The sequence below is a fragment of the Actinopolyspora sabaoui genome (genome assembly GCF_051225635.1).
In the GTDB taxonomy this organism is placed as follows: Bacteria; Actinomycetota; Actinomycetes; order Mycobacteriales; family Pseudonocardiaceae; genus Actinopolyspora.
The window spans coordinates 251,131-268,175 of sequence record NZ_JBMIHH010000004.1 but is presented as its reverse complement, the minus strand read 5'-3'; the positions used below and the strand labels follow the sequence as shown (position 1 = coordinate 268,175).

Sequence of the window (17,045 nt, the reverse complement as noted above, 5' to 3'; positions counted from 1 at the left end):
CCTCCCGTGTCTTCGACCGATTGTGGCTGCTGGTCAGGGGAGGGGGAATGGTTGCCGTTGATTCGTCGTGTCTTGTCGGGAACCCTCGTGCTGTTCAGCCCGTACGACCACGACCGGTGTGCGGGCATGCGCCACGCAGTGCTGGCTGACCGAGCCCAGCAACGCGCCGGTGAATCCGCCGTGACCGCGATTGCCCACGACGATCAGTGCGGCCGCCGTCTCGTTCGCCACATCCAGCAGTGCTCTGGCCGGATGGCCCTGTACCACCTCACGGTGCGGGAGCACGGATGTCTCCTCGCCGAGGATTTCCATGATCACGGCGTTGAGCGTCCGTGCCGCATCCCTGTCGAGATCCGCCCCGGTCGGTACTTCCCAACCGTAGATCGGTGGGTACTCCCAGGCGATCACGGTCGTTATCTCCCCACCGGTGAGCTCGGCCTGCCGAACAGCCCAGCGAAGTGCTGCCTTCGAGGCCGGTGAGCCGTCGACACCGACAGTGATCCGATAGGTGCTCTCCCCAGTCATCACGCCCCTCCACCTCCACGTTCTCCCCGCTGGAGCGAACTCGCATTTCGGTCATGGCGAACCGGGCGGAGACGCGGGCGATCTGGGCGCTGTTGCCCGACCATCCGGGTATGGCGACTTCACGCAACGGCAGGATCGTCGTGGGGACCGACGGCTCGGACTCGGCGGTGCGGGCCGCGCTGTGGGCCGCCGACGAAGCACGACGTCGATCGGCCGTGCTACGGCTGGTGCACGGTTACGCGTTGCCGGAACGGGGGTATCCCCGATTTCTCGTTCCGATGCGTGCCCTTCGTAACGGACTCCGCGCCCAGGCGCGGACAGCACTGCACACCACGAGCGAAGCCGTGCGCGCTGCCGTGCACGGTATCGAGATCGAGACCCGCATAATCGAGGCTCCCCCGGCAGTCGCGCTGTTGCGGGAGTCCCACGGCGCCGTGTTCACCGTTGTCGGTTCGCGCGGACTCGGCGGGTTCAGCGGGATGTTGGTCGGTTCGGTGGCGATGGCACTGGTGGGCCACTCGCGGGTTCCCACAGTGGTGGTACGGGATGAGCATTCGCGCGATCCGGCGCACCGTTCCCTGCCCGTGGTGGTCGGTGTGGATGGGTCCTCGGCCAGTTCGGCCGCGGTGGCGTTCGCCTTCCGGGACGCCTCGACTCGCGGGGTCGCGTTGACCGCCGTACACGTCGGCAAGGACCACCACGCATCGCCCTCCGGAGCGGAAGCGGACCGCGCGCTGCTTTCCCAGCGGACCGCCGGCTGGCAGGAAGACTTTCCCGAGGTGCCGCTGGAACAGCTCGTGGTCACCGGACACGTGGTACGCACCCTGCTCGAGGTCGCCTCCCGCGCTCAGCTGCTCGTGGTGGGAAACCGGGGAACCGGGGGATTCCACGGGATGTTGCTCGGCTCGACCAGCCGTTCACTCGTCGTGCACGCGCCCTGCCCGTTGGCCGTGGTTGGTGCCGAGGACACTACGGAGACCGAGGAAACTACGGGGATAGCCACCGCCTAGTGGAATTCCGTTCGCCTGGGCGACGGGACACCGGAACTCGCACGCGCGGCACTAGCCCGGGGCTTCGCTGGTCACGTGCGGCAGCGCCAGTCGTCGTCCGGTTACCATCTCGAACGGTATCCGCAGGAAGTAGTCCCGCAGCGGCACCCAGGAAGATTTGGCCGGGTCGGCCAGGGTGACCAGCTGATCGATGTCCCTGACCCGTTCGGCGCGCCCGTGGACTATCACGCTCCATCCCGAGCGGGTCGCCAGATCGATGTGGTCGGCCTCGAAGGCCACCACGTTCCCGTTGAGTTTGGACAGGCTTCCATCCCTGCCGGTACGGATCACCACACTCGCACCGTCGACCACGAAGTTCACGGGCCGGATGGCGGGCAGTGCCTCGTCGGTGAACACCACTCGACCCACCTGCGCGGAGGACAGCAGCACGATGCTCTCCCTCGTGGTCAGGGAACGAAGCTCGTTGTGTGTGTTCATCATGGGGATCCCGGTGGCACTCGTCGGGTTCGTAACGCCAACGGTCCACCAACTCCCCTTGAGACCACAGAGCACAAAGTAAGTCGTTCGGGGCTGCCTTCGCGCGGCGATTCCTCCGTGGTCGCCGTGCGTGAATGCCACCGGCCGGTCATGCTCGGTCCGGATGGAGGAAGTATGAGCCCGGTCGATGGCCCGAGCAGGACCGTGGTGGTGGGGGTGGATGGTTCCGATGCCTCCACCGAGGCTGTGCGCTGGGCCGCGTCGGTGGCTTCGTGGCGGCACGCCCGGTTGTGGCTGGTGCACGTGTTTCGTCCAGTTGCGGCGGGCAACCGACCGGAGGACCACGCTGGGCCCGGAACACCCCACGATGCCGAACACATTCTCTTCTTCGCGGCCTCGGCGGCGGGTGAGATCGCCGCCGACCTGCCGGTCTCCACCCGCAGCGTGCACGAGCGAGCGGTGCCCGCGCTGCTGGCGGAAACACAACACGCGGGCCTGCTCGTGCTGGGTGCCTCCGGACGTGGCGGATTCGCCGGGATGCTGATCGGATCGACCGCGGCAGCGGTGCTCAGCAGGGCCGCCTGCCCGGTCGTGGTAGTACGCTCCCGTCCCGGCGACGAACACTTTCCCGTCGAGGGCCCGGTGGTGGTCGGTATCGACGGAAGCCCCATCAGCGAACGAGCGTTGGCCGCCGCGTTCGACTACGCGGCACACTGGCACACCGCATTGGTGGCGGTGCACGCCTGGAGCGACGTCGAGTACGACACGTCGGCGAGTTCCGATGCCGCCGACGAGATCTACGCCGAGAGCGGGGAGAGGCTGTTGGCCGAGCGTCTCGCGGGGTGGCGGCAGCGGTATCCCGACGTGAGCGTGCGGCGCGTAGTCGGAAGAGACCGTCCTCGACAGCAGCTGTTGTGTGGTTCAGAGACCGCTCGTCTCGTGGTACTCGGGAGTCGAGGTCGGGGCGGTTTTCGTGGACTGCTGCTCGGTTCCACCAGTCAGGCGTTGATCGAACACTCCCACTGCCCGGTGCTGGTGATACGCCCCCTGCGGGAGGAGTGGTGACCGGAAGTCGTCGGTACTTACGGATACTCCGAGAGAGGCGGTGACCATGGGGGAGTGTCTCCTGCGGTTGCGCCGGTTGCTGCTGCCGGGTGCCAACCCACTGGCCCGGCCCTCCGACCGGCTCGAGGGAAGAATGCTGACTCTCGTGCTGCTGCTACCGCTGGTTGCCACGCCGTTCGCGGTGGCCAGCGGTGCACAGACCTACGGAGAACAGCTCGGGGCGGCGCGTAGTCAGGCACGGGAACGGCAGCAGGTTACCGCGGTGTTGCTGGACGACGCCGGTCCGCCACCGGCAGCGGTGCGTGCCGGTTCCCGAACCAGGGCCGAGGTTCGCGCCATCTGGCAGGCTCCCGACGGTTCCGCCCGCACCGGTATGGTGGCGGCCCCCGCCGGTTCCCCCGAGCGCAGCCGGGTACGTATCTGGACGGATCGCAGTGGCCGTTCCGTCCCCGCCCCGATGACCTCGGCCGCGGTGGTTCGTGAGGCGACGGCGGCCGCGGCGACGCTGTGGCTGACCGTGCTCTTCGGTGCCGCGGGCGGATTCTGGTTGTTCCGGCGGTGTTTGGATCGTCTCCGTGGGTGTAACTGGCAACGCGAATGGGAATACTTCGAACGCCACTGGAGTGGCTATCGGGACAGCGGTGAGGGATGAGGAGCGGAGATGCGTGTGCGAGACGTGATGAACGAGGTTCCTGTCACGGCGCGTATCGACACGCCGGTCAAGACGGCCGCCGCGTTACTGGTCGAACACGGGCTCACCGCACTGCCGGTGCTCGACAGTGAGGACTACCCAATCGGCACGGTGACCGAGCTCGATCTCGTACGGGATCGATTCCCGCGTGATCCGCGTTATTCCAATGAGGAGCGGGAGCGGCCCTCGCCACCGGAAACGGTGGGAGAGTTGATCACTACCCGTATAACCGGCGTCAATCCCGAAACCGATGTGACCGATCTGGTCAAGGTGCTGCTGGAAGAGCGCGTGCGTAGCGTGGCGGTGATCGACGAACAGCGACTCGTCGGTATGGTCACCGGTCGGGACCTGGTACGGACCCTCGCCAGGGACGACGATCTGTTGGCCCGCGACATCCGCTACCGGCTCTCCTTCATAGGCGGACCGCGGCGATGGAGCATCCGGGTCTCCGGAGGTGTGGCGGTCATCGTCGACGAGTTCGACAGCCCGGAGGACCGACACGTCGCCCGTGTGCTGGCTGAGAGCGTGCCCGGCGTGTTGCGCGCCAGGTGTAGCGCGGCCGAGTCGACGGCGACGGGGTGAAAGCGTTTCCGGACGTCCCGCGCACCGATCGACTCTTCGACGGTCCTCACGATTCCGGATGGGGCAGTGGTGCCGACCAGCTCAACCTGGTTCCCCCCTCGGGAAGCGGTGTCGTCTCCATCGTTCCCGCCACTCCTCGTGCTCGTTGTGCGAGGTTGTTCAGCCCACTGTGCGTGATACCGGCCGGTATCCCCGAGCCGTCGTCCACGACGGTGACGGTCAGCTCGTCGGTGACCGAGACGGTTACCGAGACGCTGCTCGCCTCGGCGTGTCGGACGGTATTGCTCAGCGCTTCCCGGATCACGGCCTCGGCCTGTTCAGCCAGTTCGTCGGGGACGGCACTGAGCGGGCCGCTCATACGCACCTTCGCTTCCAGTCCGGTTTCGGCGAGCGACTCCGAGACGATCTCGTTCAGTCGGGTGCGGAGCTCGGAACCGTGACGCGTGCTGTTGCGCAGATCGAAGATCGTGTCGCGTATGTCGTTGACCACCTGCTGTAGCTCCGCGGTGGTCGTGCTCAGCCGCTGTCCCACTTCGAAATCGGTGGTGAGTCCCTGCGTGTTCCGCAGTGACAGCCCGATGGCGAAAAGCCGCTGAATCACGTGATCGTGCAGATCACGTGCTATCCGGTCCCGGTCGCCGAGTAGTTCCAGTTCGCGCAGTCGGTGTTGGTCGTCCGCCAGCCGGAGTGCCAGTGCCGCCTGGTCCGTGAACCCCGCCACCAATCTGAGCTGCTCGGAGTCGAAGGAAGTGGCTCTCGGATTCCGAGCCACTACGAGTACTCCCGAAACCGTTTCGGAGCTGGAGCGCAGTGGCAGAATGAGCGCCGGACCGAAGGAACCCGCCTCGTCGCCCAGATCGAGCGTTCCCACGTGCCGGGGGAGCCGTTCACGGAAAACCGTTCCACAGGGCGAGGCGGTCACCGGAATTTCCCGCCCCACCAGCCCGTTGCCCACTGAGCCTGCCGAAACCGAAACCGCGAGCCTGTCCACCTCCTCGGGAGGCACGTCGGGATCCTGTGGCAACGCCAGAAACGTGCAGTCGGCCCCACTGATCTCGTGTGCCCGATTGGCGATCAGATCCAGCACCTCGGCGGGCTCGGTGGCCGCCAGCAGCGCGGCACGGATCTCACTGGTCGCCTCCTGCCAGCGTTGCCGCAACCGGGCCTGCTCGTAAAGGCGCGCGTTCTCCACCGCTATTCCGGCCGCGGCGGCGAGTGCACGAACCATCGTCTCGTCGGCCTCGGTGAAGACCTCACCGTCGATTTTCTCGGTGAGATAGAGGTTGCCGAACACTTTGTCACGCAGCCGGATCGGAACACCGAGAAAGCTCCGCATCCGAGGGTGGTTCGCCGGAAAGCCCACCGCTTGGGAATGCTGTGACAGTTCCGCCAGCCGCACCGGCTCGGGATGGTCGATCAGCAGCCCCAGCAGCCCCCGTCCTCGGGGCAACTCGCCGATCCGGTGGCGAGTTTGTTCGTCGATACCCTCGTATATGAATTCCGCCAGCCCGTCACCGTCCGGATTCAGTACCCCGAGTGCGCCGTACTTCGCTCCCACGACCTCCGTGGCCGCTTGGACGATCCGCCGGAGTGTCGTGTCCAGTTCCAGCTCGGAGGCAACGGCGAGTATCGCTTCCAGCAGTACATCCGCCCGGTCGCCCGCACCGCCGTCCCGTTCGATGAGCTCCCAAGCACCGCGTAGTAGTTCCCGAGAACGAGACTGCGACAGTGCGTTTCGTGTTTCGGGGGGAAGCGGAAAATCGCCGGGTCCTCCGTGTGGCGATTCACTACCCGACACGTTTCCCACGATGCCACCGGTCGCGACACCCTGCCACTCTCACTTTCCGTGAGCGGCAGCGGTGCGGCGCCGCGGTGTTCTCCACGGGACCTCAGCGCGGAGTCCGTCGTTGGTCGCGCAATCGGGTGGCCAACACGGCCGCCTGGGTACGGCGCTGTAGTCCCAGTTTGGTCAGCAGACGCGAGACGTAGTTCTTGACCGTTTTCTCGGCCAGGTACATGCGTTGCGCGATCTGACGGTTGGTCAATCCCTCCCCGATGAGGTCCAGCAGGAGCCGTTCACGCTCGGACAGCTGGGGTAGCTCCTCCGAACCGCCCCCGCCGCTCCGCAGTTGGCTCAACAGTGTCCTCGTGGCCCGGCTGTCGAGTATCGAATGTCCCGACCCCACCCGGTGCACGGCCGAGAGCAGTTCGAAACCCTGCACGTCCTTGATGACGTAACCACCGGCCCCGGCGAGAATCGCCTGCAGCATCGCCTCCTCGTCGGTGAACGAGGTCAGCATCAAACAGTTCAGTCCGGGGATCTTGGAGCGCAGCTCCCGGCACAGCTCGACTCCGTTGCCGTCGGGGAGCCGTACGTCCAGTACCGCCAGATCCGGCCGAAGTGCCGGTGCGCGGGCCAGCGCTCGTGCGACAGTGGCCGCTTCACCGACCACTTTCAGTTCCGGGTCCGATTCCAGCAGATCCGCGACTCCACGGCGGACAACTTCGTGGTTGTCGACCAGAAACACCGTGATCATGCGATATCACCCCATCGATTTGGCGATCACCGGTGTACGGCGGAGCCCAATGGTGTGTAGGATGCAGTTGATCAGTTCCGTGCGGTTGAGCATTCGTACGGTTGACTGGCAGACCCGTTATTGGTGCTGCCCGCTGCTGCGGGCTGCTCCGTAGTGAGTAGCACGCGGCTGTGGTTACTACTCTGCGAGGGCGGCTGGGGTCAGTCAAGGTTTGAGCTCGCCGAGCGCGGTGCTGGTCAAACAAGGCAAACGTGGCTACCGTGGTAACTCGGGCGTGACACCGGAAGCTTGTGGTCCGGTGTGTGATCGCATTGTCGGTCCTCGGAGTAATCACGGTGGATGCGGCGGCGGCAACAACAGAAGGGGCGCTACCGCGTATTTCGCGGTGTGACGGCGCGCGCATTTTCCCAAGATCCTCGCGATCGACGGTGAACACGTGCTGCGCGCCGTGCGGTGGTTCCGGTTTTTCCGGTCGACGGGGTTTCCCGCGCGATCGGGTCAGGCGTTGTGAGTCGACACACGCGGTCGAAACGGAACTGTCGCCGTTTCCACGACGTTGCGGGTGAGGTTGGTCGCCATCCTCGTGACGTCGACGTGAACGGCACGTAGCGTCCGTGCGGCCTTTTCACAGCCACGGCTTGCGCTCATGCGTGGGCATGACTCCCGAACAGATCAATCAGGCAGGCACACGACCGCGCCCGAAGAGAGAGGAGGCGCCACATGATGGACAACACGAATACCGATTGGCAGCACCGCGCGAGCTGCCGCGACGAGGATCCGGAACTGTTCTTCCCGGTATCCGAGGTGGGGCCGGGCGCGCAGCAGGTGCAGCAGGCCAAGAAAATATGCGCCCAGTGCCCGGTAAGCTCCGAGTGCCTCGCTTACGCGCAACGTACCGGACTGGATTTCGGCATTTTCGGCGGGATGACTCCGGAAGAGCGTCGCGAGGCGGGTCGTCGTGCTCGTGGTGCGGCGAGGGCTACCGATTCCCGCGAGTCCGCCGCTCGTCGGTGAATTACGGAAAGTCCACGAGGACGCCCTCGGACATCCCGCCCGCGCCGCGCCGTGGCCCGTTCCTTCCGGACGTTTCAATCGTGACCAAGGCATTTTCCGCGTTCCCCGGCGCGGCTTTGGCCCGCCGGAGGATCCGGAGGGGAGATTTCGCGTCGAATGTCCGGATGGGCACCCGTCGTGACACTTCCGGGAACGACGAACACCTCGCGTGATCGGCTCCGCCGCCGATGACTCCGCTCGCCAGGTTAGGCTAACCTTTGCACTGGTTGGGTGTGGTCGGGATCGGCCCGACCACACCGTCGCCATCGACCGCTACAGCGGGAGGACAGGGTTGCGGAGCGGACTCGGAAACACACGTCGTTTCGGTGGCTTACTGAGCGTGGTGTTGTTGACCACCGTACTTTCGGCATGTGGCCAAGGGGACTCCTCGGGTGGGTCCACGGAGAAAGTCACCGACAACGGGGCCTTCCCGGTCACCGTGTCGACCAAGTTCGGCGAGGTCACCGTGCCGGAGGAGCCCCAACGGGTGGTGGCACTCGGCTGGTCGGACGCGGAGACCGCACTGGATCTGGGCGTCCAACCGGTCGGCGTCAGCGACTGGCTCGACTTCGGCGGAAACGGTGTCGGCCCATGGGCGGCGGGAGAGTTCACCGAACCCCCCGAGATGCTGGGAACCAACGAGGTCGACTACGAGAAGGTCGCCTCGCTCGAACCCGACCTCATCCTCAACACCCGCTCGGACGGATCCAGGGAAAAACACCAAACGCTGTCCAAGATCGCGCCGACGATCGCCCCTCCCGCCGACACCGTTCCGTACGGCACCAGTTGGCGCCAGCAACTCGACCTGGTTTCCGAGGCACTTGGCAAGCCCGATGCGGGGCAGGCCCGCATCGCCGAGGTGGAGCGGGCATTCTCCGAAACGCTGTCCCAGCATCCCCGGCTAAAGGACAAGACGGTCGGGGTGGGGGCCTACTACGGCAGCGACCAGTACGGGGCTTATCTCACCGGTGACTCCAGGGTTCGCTTCATGCGGGAGCTGGGTATGACGAACAAACCCGAGATCGACGAACTGGGTTCGGGCAGCTTCTACGTCGACATCTCGCGTGAACGGCTCGATGTACTCAGTGCCGATCTGACAGTGGTTTTCGCGATCAACGGTAGTTCGCGGAAACTCCGGGAGGATCAACTGCTGAACCGGATCCCCGCCGCACAGGACGACCGTCTCGTCATTCTGGACGATCCCGAGATCGTCAATGCCTTCTCCAGTGGTTCCGCCAGTGGTATGGAGTACGCGCTGCAACAGGTCGCTCCGGTCTTCGCCGAGCACGTCGCCGAGTCCTGAACCGGCCCCCCGCCGGTGCGTTCCGCCCTGCTGGTTCCCGGCTCTGCCGGGCCGCCGTCGGATACCGATACCGCCCGGGAGGAATCTCACCCACTTGGAAGATCCACGGAAGATGTGTGGTTGGGCGGGATATGCGAGCTATTGGAGTTACCGCGTTCGGTGGACCCGAGAAGCTGCGCGTCGTGGATGTCGCGCAGCCGAAACCCGAGCAGGGCGAGGTCAGGATTCGGGTGCACGCCGCGGCGGTGAACCCGACCGACACCGTGTTGCGCGCGGGCGGTCATCGCACCGAAGGGCTGGAACCGCCCCACATACCGGGTATGGACGCTGCCGGAGTGATCAGTGCGGTGGGGTCCGACGTGAGTACCTGGCAACCTGGTGACCGCGTCATGGCCGTAGTGGTCCCCGTGGATGAACGGGGCGGTGCCTACGCCGACGAGATCGTGGTTCCCGCGGACTCGGTGGCGGCCATCCCCGAGGGGGTCGATTTCGCCGCTGCCGCCACACTGCCGATGAACGGATTGACCGCTCATCTGGCGTTGGAGCAACTCGCGCTGGCCGAGGGCGAGGCCCTGGCTGTCACGGGGGCCGCGGGAGCTTTCGGTGGCTATGTCATTCAGCTGGCCAAGGACCGCGGGTTGTACGTGATCGCCGATGCGTCAACCGCGGACGAGCAACTGGTACGTGATCTCGGTGCGGACGCGGTGGTACGCCGTGGTGCGGATGTGGCCGAGCGAATTCGTGAACTGGTGCCAGACGGCGTGGCCGGAGTGGCCGACGGCGCGGTACTCGACGGTGAGGTGGCCCCGGCCATCCGCGACGGTGGTGGTCTCGCCGTGGTGCGCGGCTGGAATGGTGCCCCCGGTCGTGACATCCGTGTACACCGGGTGCTCGTGGTCCATGCCGCCAGGGACCACGTCGCCCTGGACCGGTTGCGTGCGAAAGTCGAGAGCGGAGTGCTCAGCCTTCGAGTCGCGAGTGTCCTACCGGCGGAGCGGGCCGACGAGGCTCATCGCAAGCTGGAAGGCGGTGGAGTGCGGGGACGTCTCGTACTCGATTTCGAATCCTGAACGAGTCCTGTCCGACGAACGACCGGACGCGACCGGGTGCCCTGGCCGCGTCCGGTCGTCCCGCCGAGTTGTCGCTGATACATTACTGTCAGGGATTCTCCGGGTATCGAGAGCTCGAGCGCGCCCACCCGGAGGAGCGCGGTGACCGATTGGGGCGGGGCAGCTGACTCGAAGTCCGGTCGGGGTATCGAGCGCGGGGTGGGGAGTACCACGGGCAAGTCCGTCGGCTTGCACACCGGCTGGTGGTGTGACGGCTCGGAATGCCGCAGCGGGATCCCGAACGCTGTTCAGAGTTGATGAAACGAGGTAATGGGTATCAAGGGTGAGGTGATCCGGTTCGACAGTTCCCGGGGCTTCGGGTTCGTGTCGCCGGAAAGTGGTGGTGAGGATGTTTTCGTCCACGTCAACGATCTGTTGGTGGACGAGGGGTTGATTTCTCCGGGCACTACCGTCGAGTTCAACGTCGAGGACGGGGAACGCGGGCTGAAGGCCTCGGATGTTCGTCTTGCCGGTGGCGCCCGCTCCGCGGGTGGCTCCGGCGGGAAGCCACCGGCCGATTCGGAAGGGGATTCCGACGTCCTCTCGCCCGAGGAGTTGTCCGCCGAGATAACCGAGGCACTGCTGGGTGCGGTTCCCACAATGACGGGTAATCAGGTTCTGCAGGCTCGGCAACGGTTGCTCAAACTGGCCGAAGAGCACGGTTGGGTCGGGCGGTGACGAGGGCCGAGCCCCGGCTGTGAGTCCCTCCCTGCCGCTCGAACCGTGGTGTCTCTCGGTTCGTGAGGACGGCACGTGGTTGCCGCGACGAACCCTCTCCCGCCGGAGGCCCGGGTCTCCCGTGCGTTCGGCGGGAGGTTTCGTGGCGTGCTCACCCCGGTTGGCCGGGGTGGCGAACTGCCACTTCGGCGTGGGAAATTTTCGAAATTTCTCCCTGCGTGAGGCCTGGTCGTCCGACCCTGTCCGGTGTGACACTACTTACCCCGGGGCGGCAACGCGGACAGGCAGGTACGGGAGGTTGTCGATGTTGGGCAAGTACGAACGTCGCAGCCTGGAAGAGATTGAGAACCGGCTGAGCCAGGAAGACCCCGAGCTGGCGCGTGGGCTGACTCAGGGGAAGCCGAGAACCATTCGGCGCAGGTTTCCACCGTTGCTCGTGCTGGCCGCCCTCGTGATGGTGCTTTCGGTGACCCTGCTCGTGCTGGCCGAATTCGGAGCGGCCGTGCTCGCCGCCGTGCTGGCGGGTGGAGTTCTGGCCTTCTGGTACTGGCGCAGTCGTTCCTGATCGGAGGCTCCGGTCAGAGCGATCAATCGTCTTTGGGGCCGCGGAGGAGCGAGCGTCGCAACGGTTGTTCGGGCTCGCCCCTGCTCGGGGTCCATGCGGTTCAACCACTGTTCTCCGCGAGGAACGAGGCGAAGTAGGCGGCTGCCATGTCCGCCTCCGCATAGCCTGCTTGCTCCGCCCTGCGGAAACGTTCTTTCGCTGCCAGAGCGAGATCCAATCGGACCGAGTCGTCTGCCGCCTCCGCGATCAGCTTGGCGTCCTTATGGGCGCCGTGCACGGTGAAGGACGGAGTGAGTTCGCCCCGCAGGATGGCGGCTCCCTTCAGATGAGCATAGGGGGAGTCCGTAGCGGTATCCTTGATCGCGTCCAGGAAAAGGTCGGGATCAACTCCGAGACTTCGGGCAAGCGCGAGTGATTCACCGACCGCGTTGGTCAGGGCCAGTACCCAGTTGTTGGCAACCAGCTTCAGCTTCGTCCCCGCCGCGGACGCCGCGTCGTCGGAAACCCAGACGGTCCGCTGTCCCACCGCCTCGAAAACTTCCTCCGCACGTGTCCTGAGCTCCGGCGCCGCTGCCGCCAGGATCGTCAGCGTCCCCTGCTCGGCAGGCACTCGTGTCCCCAGCACCGGGGCATCGACCAGCGATACCCGGCTATCGAGGGATGAGACCACCTCTGACATCCCCGACAGACCTATGGTTCCCATCTGCAGCCACAGTGCACCGGGAGTCAGCGATTCCAGCGCTGAACCGGCGGCACGCATCGTGGAATCGCCGTCCAGCAGCATCGTCACCAGGACGTCGGCGTCTTCCGCCGCGGCCGCGGGGGTCTCCGCCCGCACGGCGCCGGCCGCGCGGAGCGGTTCCGCTTTCGCGGAGGTTCGATTCCAGACACGTACTTCGAATCCCGAACTCAGCAGGTTCCGGGCCATCGGGGCTCCCATTGTTCCCGTTCCCAGGAAGGCGACCTTCGTCATCACTCGTTCTCCGCTCGCTGGTGTTCAGCCGTCGTATCGCCTGCCGGAGTGGTGCTTTCGTCGTGATCGGTGGAGTGAGCAACTCCCGGGAGGCACAACGACAAGCCGGATCGGCGCCTGCGACCCCACTGTCCGGCATACTTCTTGCCGAGCCTTTCCGGTGCCGCGGCGTGTCGCGTCGAAGCGGGCACTCTGGGCCGGCGTCGTTGCCCGGTTACCCGCTGCAGAAGCCGAGCAGTGGAGTTCGTCGTTGCCGCACCGCGTTGTCGTGGTGGGTATGGAGCCGCTTTCGGTGTTTTCGTGTGTTTCTCCCCTCCGAACGGCGATCGCGAATCACGACGAGATCTTCTCCGGTTCCGCCGGCACCTTCCGGTGCTCGTCGCCGCGTACTGGAACTGCGTGAACCATTTTCCCTTGTCATCATGTCGACATGCTGTGCCTGGTAACCGGTGCCACGGGATACATCGGCGGTCGACTCGTGCCGCGCCTGTTGGACGATGGTCATCGAGTCCGTTGTCTCGTGCGCGATCCGGACAAGCTCCGCGATGTTCCCTGGGCCGATCGGATCGAGGTCGTTCGCGGCGACGTGCTGGATCCGAGCAGTATGCGTGCCGCCTGCCACGGGGTCGACGTGCTCTACTATCTGGTGCACTCGATGTCCGGCTCCGGTTTCGCCGAACGCGACCGTCGAGGCGCTTCGGAAGCCTCTCGAGTGGCCGCGGAGGCAGACGTCTCCCGGATCGTGTATCTCGGTGGGTTGCACCCGACCGATCGCGGTGAACTCTCCGAACACCTCGGTTCGCGGGTCGAGGTCGGCAACATCTTTCTCTCCGGGCCCGTACCGGCCGTCGTGTTGCAGGCCGCTGTCGTGCTGGGCTCCGGTTCGGCCAGTTTCGAGATGCTGCGTTATCTCACCGAACGGCTGCCGGTGATGGTCACCCCACAATGGGTACGAAACCGTGTTCAGCCCATCGCGATTCGGGATCTGCTGCACTATCTGGTGCGTGCCGCCGAGATTCCGGACTCGCTCAATCGGACCTTCGACATCGGTGGGCCGGAGATTCTCACCTATGAGCAGATGATGCGGCGCTACGCGGCGGTAGCGGGGCTGCCGCGCCGCGTGATGCTACCGGTGAGCGTGCTTTCACCTCGACTGAGTTCACACTGGATCAACATAGTCACTCCCGTGCCCAAATCGATCGGGGCCCCACTGATCGACTCGTTGGTGCACGAGGCGGTGTGTACCGAACACGACCTCGACGCCTACGTCGCCAGACCCGAGCAAGGGCTGCTCTCGTACGAACAGGCCGTGCGCCTGGCTCTGGCCCGGGTTCGCAACGGACAGGTGGACACCCGCTGGTCCGACGCCTCCGGGAGCACCCCCTCGGATCCGTTGCCCTCCGATCCGCAGTGGGCGGGTGGGAGTGCTTATCGCGATGTTCGGATCCGTCGGACATCGGCGGCGCCGGAGACCGTCTGGCGAGTCATCGAAAGCATCGGAGGGCGCAACGGTTGGTACTCCATGCCGTTGGCGTGGGCGGCACGTGGCTGGGTCGATCGTCTGGTGGGAGGTGTGGGACTTCGGAGGGGACGGCGTGACGCGTACGAACTCCGAACCGGCGACGCGCTGGACTGGTGGCGGGTGGAGCAACTCGACGAGGGCAGGCTGCTGCGGCTGCGTGCCGAGATGAAGTTACCCGGACGTGCCTGGCTCGAACTGGGCGTCCATCAGGACACGGGCTCGGGAGCCGTGTACCGCCAACGGGCGGTGTTCGTGCCCAGAGGTCTGTTCGGTCATCTCTACTGGTGGGCTGTCGCCCCGTTCCACGGGGCCGTCTTCGGTGGTATGGCACGAAACATCGTTCGCGAGGCGGAGCGGTCGGCCGGACGGTACCGTGCCGCGGCGGGCTCTTCCGGGGCGCAGGGGCCCGGATAACGCAGGGGCCCGGATAACTCCGTTACGACTCGCACCAACCGTGGGACAGCTCGGTCATGCCGGATACCGAACCACGCCAGACGTAGACCCAGCACCGGCGACGGTCCCGGAGCGTGAGGGCGCGGCGGAGGTATTCCGGGCCTTCGTAGTTGTCCAGGACGGACAGTGCTCGCTCCGGTTCCCGCAGTACGTAAACCTCGGCGGGAATCCCCTCGTTCGCCGTGGGAGCCGACTCCGCGGGGATGAAAGCCGGATAACCTCGTCCGGTGTCGTAGAGCCGCCCCGCGAGCAGCGTGTCGTTCTCCCGCCGGCTCGCCAGGGACCTCATGAGATCGCCCGCCGGGGCCGTGTCGCGCAAGGTGCCGTAAACAGCGACCCGCCACGGTCGTTGTTCGTCCCGCGATGGCGGGAGGGTCATGTTCGTCGTTCCCACACGGCTCGCTCGCAACGGTCGTTCAGTCCCGCAAGCCCCGGATTCGCCGGGAGCTCCCGGGCAGAGTCCCACTGGTGACCACCGATCCCGGTGCCTCACCGGTCGCGTACCAGCGGGAGCAACCGAGCTACTGCGAACCGGAGTCGGGATCGCGCTTGCTCAGCCCGGACAGCAGCCGCTCCATCACCTGGGGATCGACGTCGTCGGGAAGTTCCTCCGACTGTTCGGAGGCGTTGGAACGCTTCGGCTCCCGGCGAGGAAGCGGAACGTCGGAAGCACGCATCCCCTGTGGCAGTTCCAACTCGCACCAAACGATGCGCCCCCGGCCCTCGGGTGAAACCACCCCGGTGTGCACACCCGCGAGATTCGACGAGACGGCGGGGGGCAGCACACTCTGGTCGTCCTCGACCTCGATCACCAGATTGTTGCCGTGAATCCGCAGCCGGACCGAGACGAAACCCGGTGACTGCGAATCCGAGTGCTCGACGACGGCGGAGACGAGCCGAGTGGCAGCCGCTGTCGCCTCGTCGGTCATCGGGCGCAGGGACCACTCACTCAGGGTGAAACGGACGAACATGTCGGTGCAGTTCACGGCGCTTTGCAGCGCGACGAGCCGAAGATCGTCGGTCTGCGCGGTCTCGGTATCCACCTCGGTCCTTCCATCGTCGGCGTCGTAGCCGGTAACCGAAAGGTCACGTGTTGTCCAACCGGATCCTCTGCGGTTGTGGCTCGGCCCACGAACCAGTTGCCACTTCCCACCGGAGGTACGCGACGGTGCTGACGACAGCGGTACGTACACCCGGCTGGACGGTCCCGCGTTGGCGTTCGCGCCTACCGAGTGGGGCCGCGGTAACGCAACGTCCATTCGCGTGATACTTCGAATGTTCGCATATTCATGGTCACCAACCGAATCGTACCCATCGGTCCCCGGGGAGCTCCGCAGCTGTTCGACGCGGCGTGTCGCGGAGCAAGCGCGAGTTCGCCCGGTGGCGTGTTTCACCTCACAGTCGCATCCTCGAGGGGCCCGAGGAAGACACCGCTCGACCGGTCTCCTCGGGCAGCGCGATCCGGAAACTCCAGTCAGTCGTTGCCCAGCAGTGCGGAGCGGACACTTGAACGTCTCGTTCGACGTCGACGGTAGGTCGGTCAGCGTTTCCCGGCCCGGGAAGGTGCTCTTTCCCGTCGACGGGCTCACCAAGCAGCGGATCGTCTCCTACTACCGCGAGGTGGCGCAGGCGATGCTGCCCCACCTGCGCGAGCGTCCGATGGTCATGGAGCGGTTCCCGGACGGTATCGACGGTGAACGCATCGTGCAGCACAACGCGCCGGACTTCTTTCCCGAGTGGATCCGCCGCGTTCGGGTGGCGAAGAAGAGCGGTGGGCACAACGAACTCGTGGTGTGTGGTGACGCTCCGACACTGCTCTACCTCGCCGGACAAGCCTGCCTGACTCCCCACCCGTGGTTGTCCACCCAGGAGCACCCCGCGGTGCCGAATCGGCTGGTGTTCGATCTCGATCCCTCGATCGACGAGCCCGAGTCGCTGCGCACCGCTGTTCGTCTGGTCGGCGAGATCCTGGAGGAGCTCGGGCTCGTCCCGTTCCCGATGACCACCGGCTCCCGGGGGTTTCACGTGGTGACCCCGATACGTGGCGAGCTCTCGTTCGACGAGTCGCACGAACTGGCCTTCGGAGTCGCCCAGCTGCTGGCGGCACGCCGACCCGCGACGCTGACCGTCGAGCAACGCAAGAAGGAACGTGGCGAGCGCGTTTTCGTCGACTACCTGCGCAACGGCTACGCCCAGACCGCGGTAGCACCGTACGCGGTGCGTGCTCGCACCGGTGCACCGGTCGCCGCTCCGCTGTGGTGGTCGGAGCTGGATTCGATCGGTCCGGCCTCGTTCACCATCCACGAGCTGCCCGCGCGGTTGCGTGCCTACGGCGATCCGTGGAAGGAGTTCGCGGATCGTGCTCGGTCGGCCACGCATGCCCGAAGTCGGTTGTCCCGGATGCGGGAGGGCACCCCGGGCAGGTGACCCGTCCGTCGGCCCACCGGAACGGTGAGTACTCGTGCGACGAATTCCGGGAGGCGGTGGGCCCTCGGATCGCTC

At 65.8% G+C, this 17,045-nt stretch carries 18 protein-coding genes; 11 read left to right on the top strand and 7 right to left on the bottom strand.

Annotated features, from left to right (window positions below; all coding sequences use genetic code 11):
• Window positions 1-33: 33 nt before the first annotated feature.
• Window positions 34-525, bottom strand: a complete 492-nt coding sequence (locus ACOQFL_RS08775) for a universal stress protein (protein WP_435543598.1) — start codon at window positions 523-525, stop codon at window positions 34-36.
• A gap of 53 nt (window positions 526-578) precedes the next feature.
• On the opposite strand from ACOQFL_RS08775, the gene ACOQFL_RS08770 reads away from it, so the two are divergent.
• Entirely contained in the window at window positions 579-1,535 is a 957-nt protein-coding gene (locus tag ACOQFL_RS08770; protein ID WP_435543597.1) for a universal stress protein, read from the top strand.
• A gap of 51 nt (window positions 1,536-1,586) precedes the next feature.
• On the opposite strand, the gene ACOQFL_RS08765 is transcribed toward ACOQFL_RS08770, so the two are convergent.
• Complete coding sequence (locus ACOQFL_RS08765; protein WP_435543596.1) at window positions 1,587-2,012, bottom strand: pyridoxamine 5'-phosphate oxidase family protein; 426 nt, start codon at window positions 2,010-2,012, stop codon at window positions 1,587-1,589.
• A gap of 174 nt (window positions 2,013-2,186) precedes the next feature.
• On the opposite strand from ACOQFL_RS08765, the gene ACOQFL_RS08760 reads away from it, so the two are divergent.
• Genes ACOQFL_RS08760 through ACOQFL_RS08750 form a run of 3 tightly spaced genes read left to right on the top strand, consistent with a single transcriptional unit; the run spans window position 2,187 to window position 4,350 of the window.
• Window positions 2,187-3,077: a universal stress protein gene (locus ACOQFL_RS08760; RefSeq protein ID WP_435543595.1), complete on the top strand. Its 891-nt coding sequence runs from the start codon at window positions 2,187-2,189 to the stop codon at window positions 3,075-3,077.
• A 46-nt stretch (window positions 3,078-3,123) separates the two neighbouring features.
• Window positions 3,124-3,729: an Rv1733c family protein gene (locus ACOQFL_RS08755; RefSeq protein ID WP_435543594.1), complete on the top strand. Its 606-nt coding sequence runs from the start codon at window positions 3,124-3,126 to the stop codon at window positions 3,727-3,729.
• A 9-nt stretch (window positions 3,730-3,738) separates the two neighbouring features.
• On the top strand, window positions 3,739-4,350 hold the full coding sequence (locus ACOQFL_RS08750) for a CBS domain-containing protein (RefSeq protein WP_435543593.1): 612 nt from the start codon (window positions 3,739-3,741) through the stop codon (window positions 4,348-4,350).
• A 46-nt stretch (window positions 4,351-4,396) separates the two neighbouring features.
• Here ACOQFL_RS08750 and ACOQFL_RS08745 read toward each other — a convergent pair whose 3' ends face one another.
• Window positions 4,397-6,148: a sensor histidine kinase gene (locus ACOQFL_RS08745; RefSeq protein WP_435543592.1), complete on the bottom strand. Its 1,752-nt coding sequence runs from the start codon at window positions 6,146-6,148 to the stop codon at window positions 4,397-4,399.
• Window positions 6,149-6,239: 91 nt separating this feature from the next.
• Window positions 6,240-6,887, bottom strand: coding sequence for a response regulator (locus ACOQFL_RS08740; RefSeq protein ID WP_435543591.1), 648 nt, complete (start codon window positions 6,885-6,887; stop codon window positions 6,240-6,242).
• 720 nt (window positions 6,888-7,607) lie between these two features.
• Between ACOQFL_RS08740 and ACOQFL_RS08735 the strand changes: the two genes are divergently transcribed.
• The 5 genes from ACOQFL_RS08735 (at window position 7,608) to ACOQFL_RS08715 (ending at window position 11,595) form a co-directional block, all read left to right on the top strand.
• Window positions 7,608-7,901, top strand: a complete 294-nt coding sequence (locus tag ACOQFL_RS08735; RefSeq protein WP_435543590.1) for a WhiB family transcriptional regulator — start codon at window positions 7,608-7,610, stop codon at window positions 7,899-7,901.
• Window positions 7,902-8,283: 382 nt separating this feature from the next.
• Window positions 8,284-9,243: an iron-siderophore ABC transporter substrate-binding protein gene (locus tag ACOQFL_RS08730; protein ID WP_435543589.1), complete on the top strand. Its 960-nt coding sequence runs from the start codon at window positions 8,284-8,286 to the stop codon at window positions 9,241-9,243.
• Between the two features lie 131 nt (window positions 9,244-9,374).
• Window positions 9,375-10,313, top strand: coding sequence for a quinone oxidoreductase family protein (locus ACOQFL_RS08725; RefSeq protein ID WP_435543588.1), 939 nt, complete (start codon window positions 9,375-9,377; stop codon window positions 10,311-10,313).
• A 309-nt stretch (window positions 10,314-10,622) separates the two neighbouring features.
• A complete protein-coding gene (locus ACOQFL_RS08720; protein WP_435543587.1) occupies window positions 10,623-11,030 on the top strand; it encodes a cold-shock protein in 408 nt (135 codons plus the stop codon).
• A gap of 304 nt (window positions 11,031-11,334) precedes the next feature.
• On the top strand, window positions 11,335-11,595 hold the full coding sequence (locus ACOQFL_RS08715; protein ID WP_435543586.1) for a DUF3040 domain-containing protein: 261 nt from the start codon (window positions 11,335-11,337) through the stop codon (window positions 11,593-11,595).
• 100 nt (window positions 11,596-11,695) lie between these two features.
• Here ACOQFL_RS08715 and ACOQFL_RS08710 read toward each other — a convergent pair whose 3' ends face one another.
• The gene (locus ACOQFL_RS08710) at window positions 11,696-12,568 is read right to left on the bottom strand and encodes an NAD(P)-dependent oxidoreductase (protein WP_435543585.1); all 873 of its coding nucleotides are present in this window, start codon (window positions 12,566-12,568) and stop codon (window positions 11,696-11,698) included.
• A gap of 430 nt (window positions 12,569-12,998) precedes the next feature.
• On the opposite strand from ACOQFL_RS08710, the gene ACOQFL_RS08705 reads away from it, so the two are divergent.
• Window positions 12,999-14,504, top strand: a complete 1,506-nt coding sequence (locus ACOQFL_RS08705; protein WP_435543584.1) for an SDR family oxidoreductase — start codon at window positions 12,999-13,001, stop codon at window positions 14,502-14,504.
• A gap of 22 nt (window positions 14,505-14,526) precedes the next feature.
• Here ACOQFL_RS08705 and ACOQFL_RS08700 read toward each other — a convergent pair whose 3' ends face one another.
• The gene (locus tag ACOQFL_RS08700) at window positions 14,527-14,922 is read right to left on the bottom strand and encodes a gamma-glutamylcyclotransferase family protein (protein WP_435543583.1); all 396 of its coding nucleotides are present in this window, start codon (window positions 14,920-14,922) and stop codon (window positions 14,527-14,529) included.
• A 142-nt stretch (window positions 14,923-15,064) separates the two neighbouring features.
• A complete protein-coding gene (locus tag ACOQFL_RS08695; RefSeq protein WP_435543582.1) occupies window positions 15,065-15,586 on the bottom strand; it encodes a hypothetical protein in 522 nt (173 codons plus the stop codon).
• 463 nt (window positions 15,587-16,049) lie between these two features.
• Between ACOQFL_RS08695 and ligD the strand changes: the two genes are divergently transcribed.
• Window positions 16,050-16,970 carry a non-homologous end-joining DNA ligase gene (ligD, locus tag ACOQFL_RS08690; protein ID WP_435543581.1) on the top strand — a complete coding sequence of 307 codons (921 nt, stop codon included), beginning with the start codon at window positions 16,050-16,052 and terminating at the stop codon, window positions 16,968-16,970.
• Window positions 16,971-17,045: the final 75 nt, after the last annotated feature.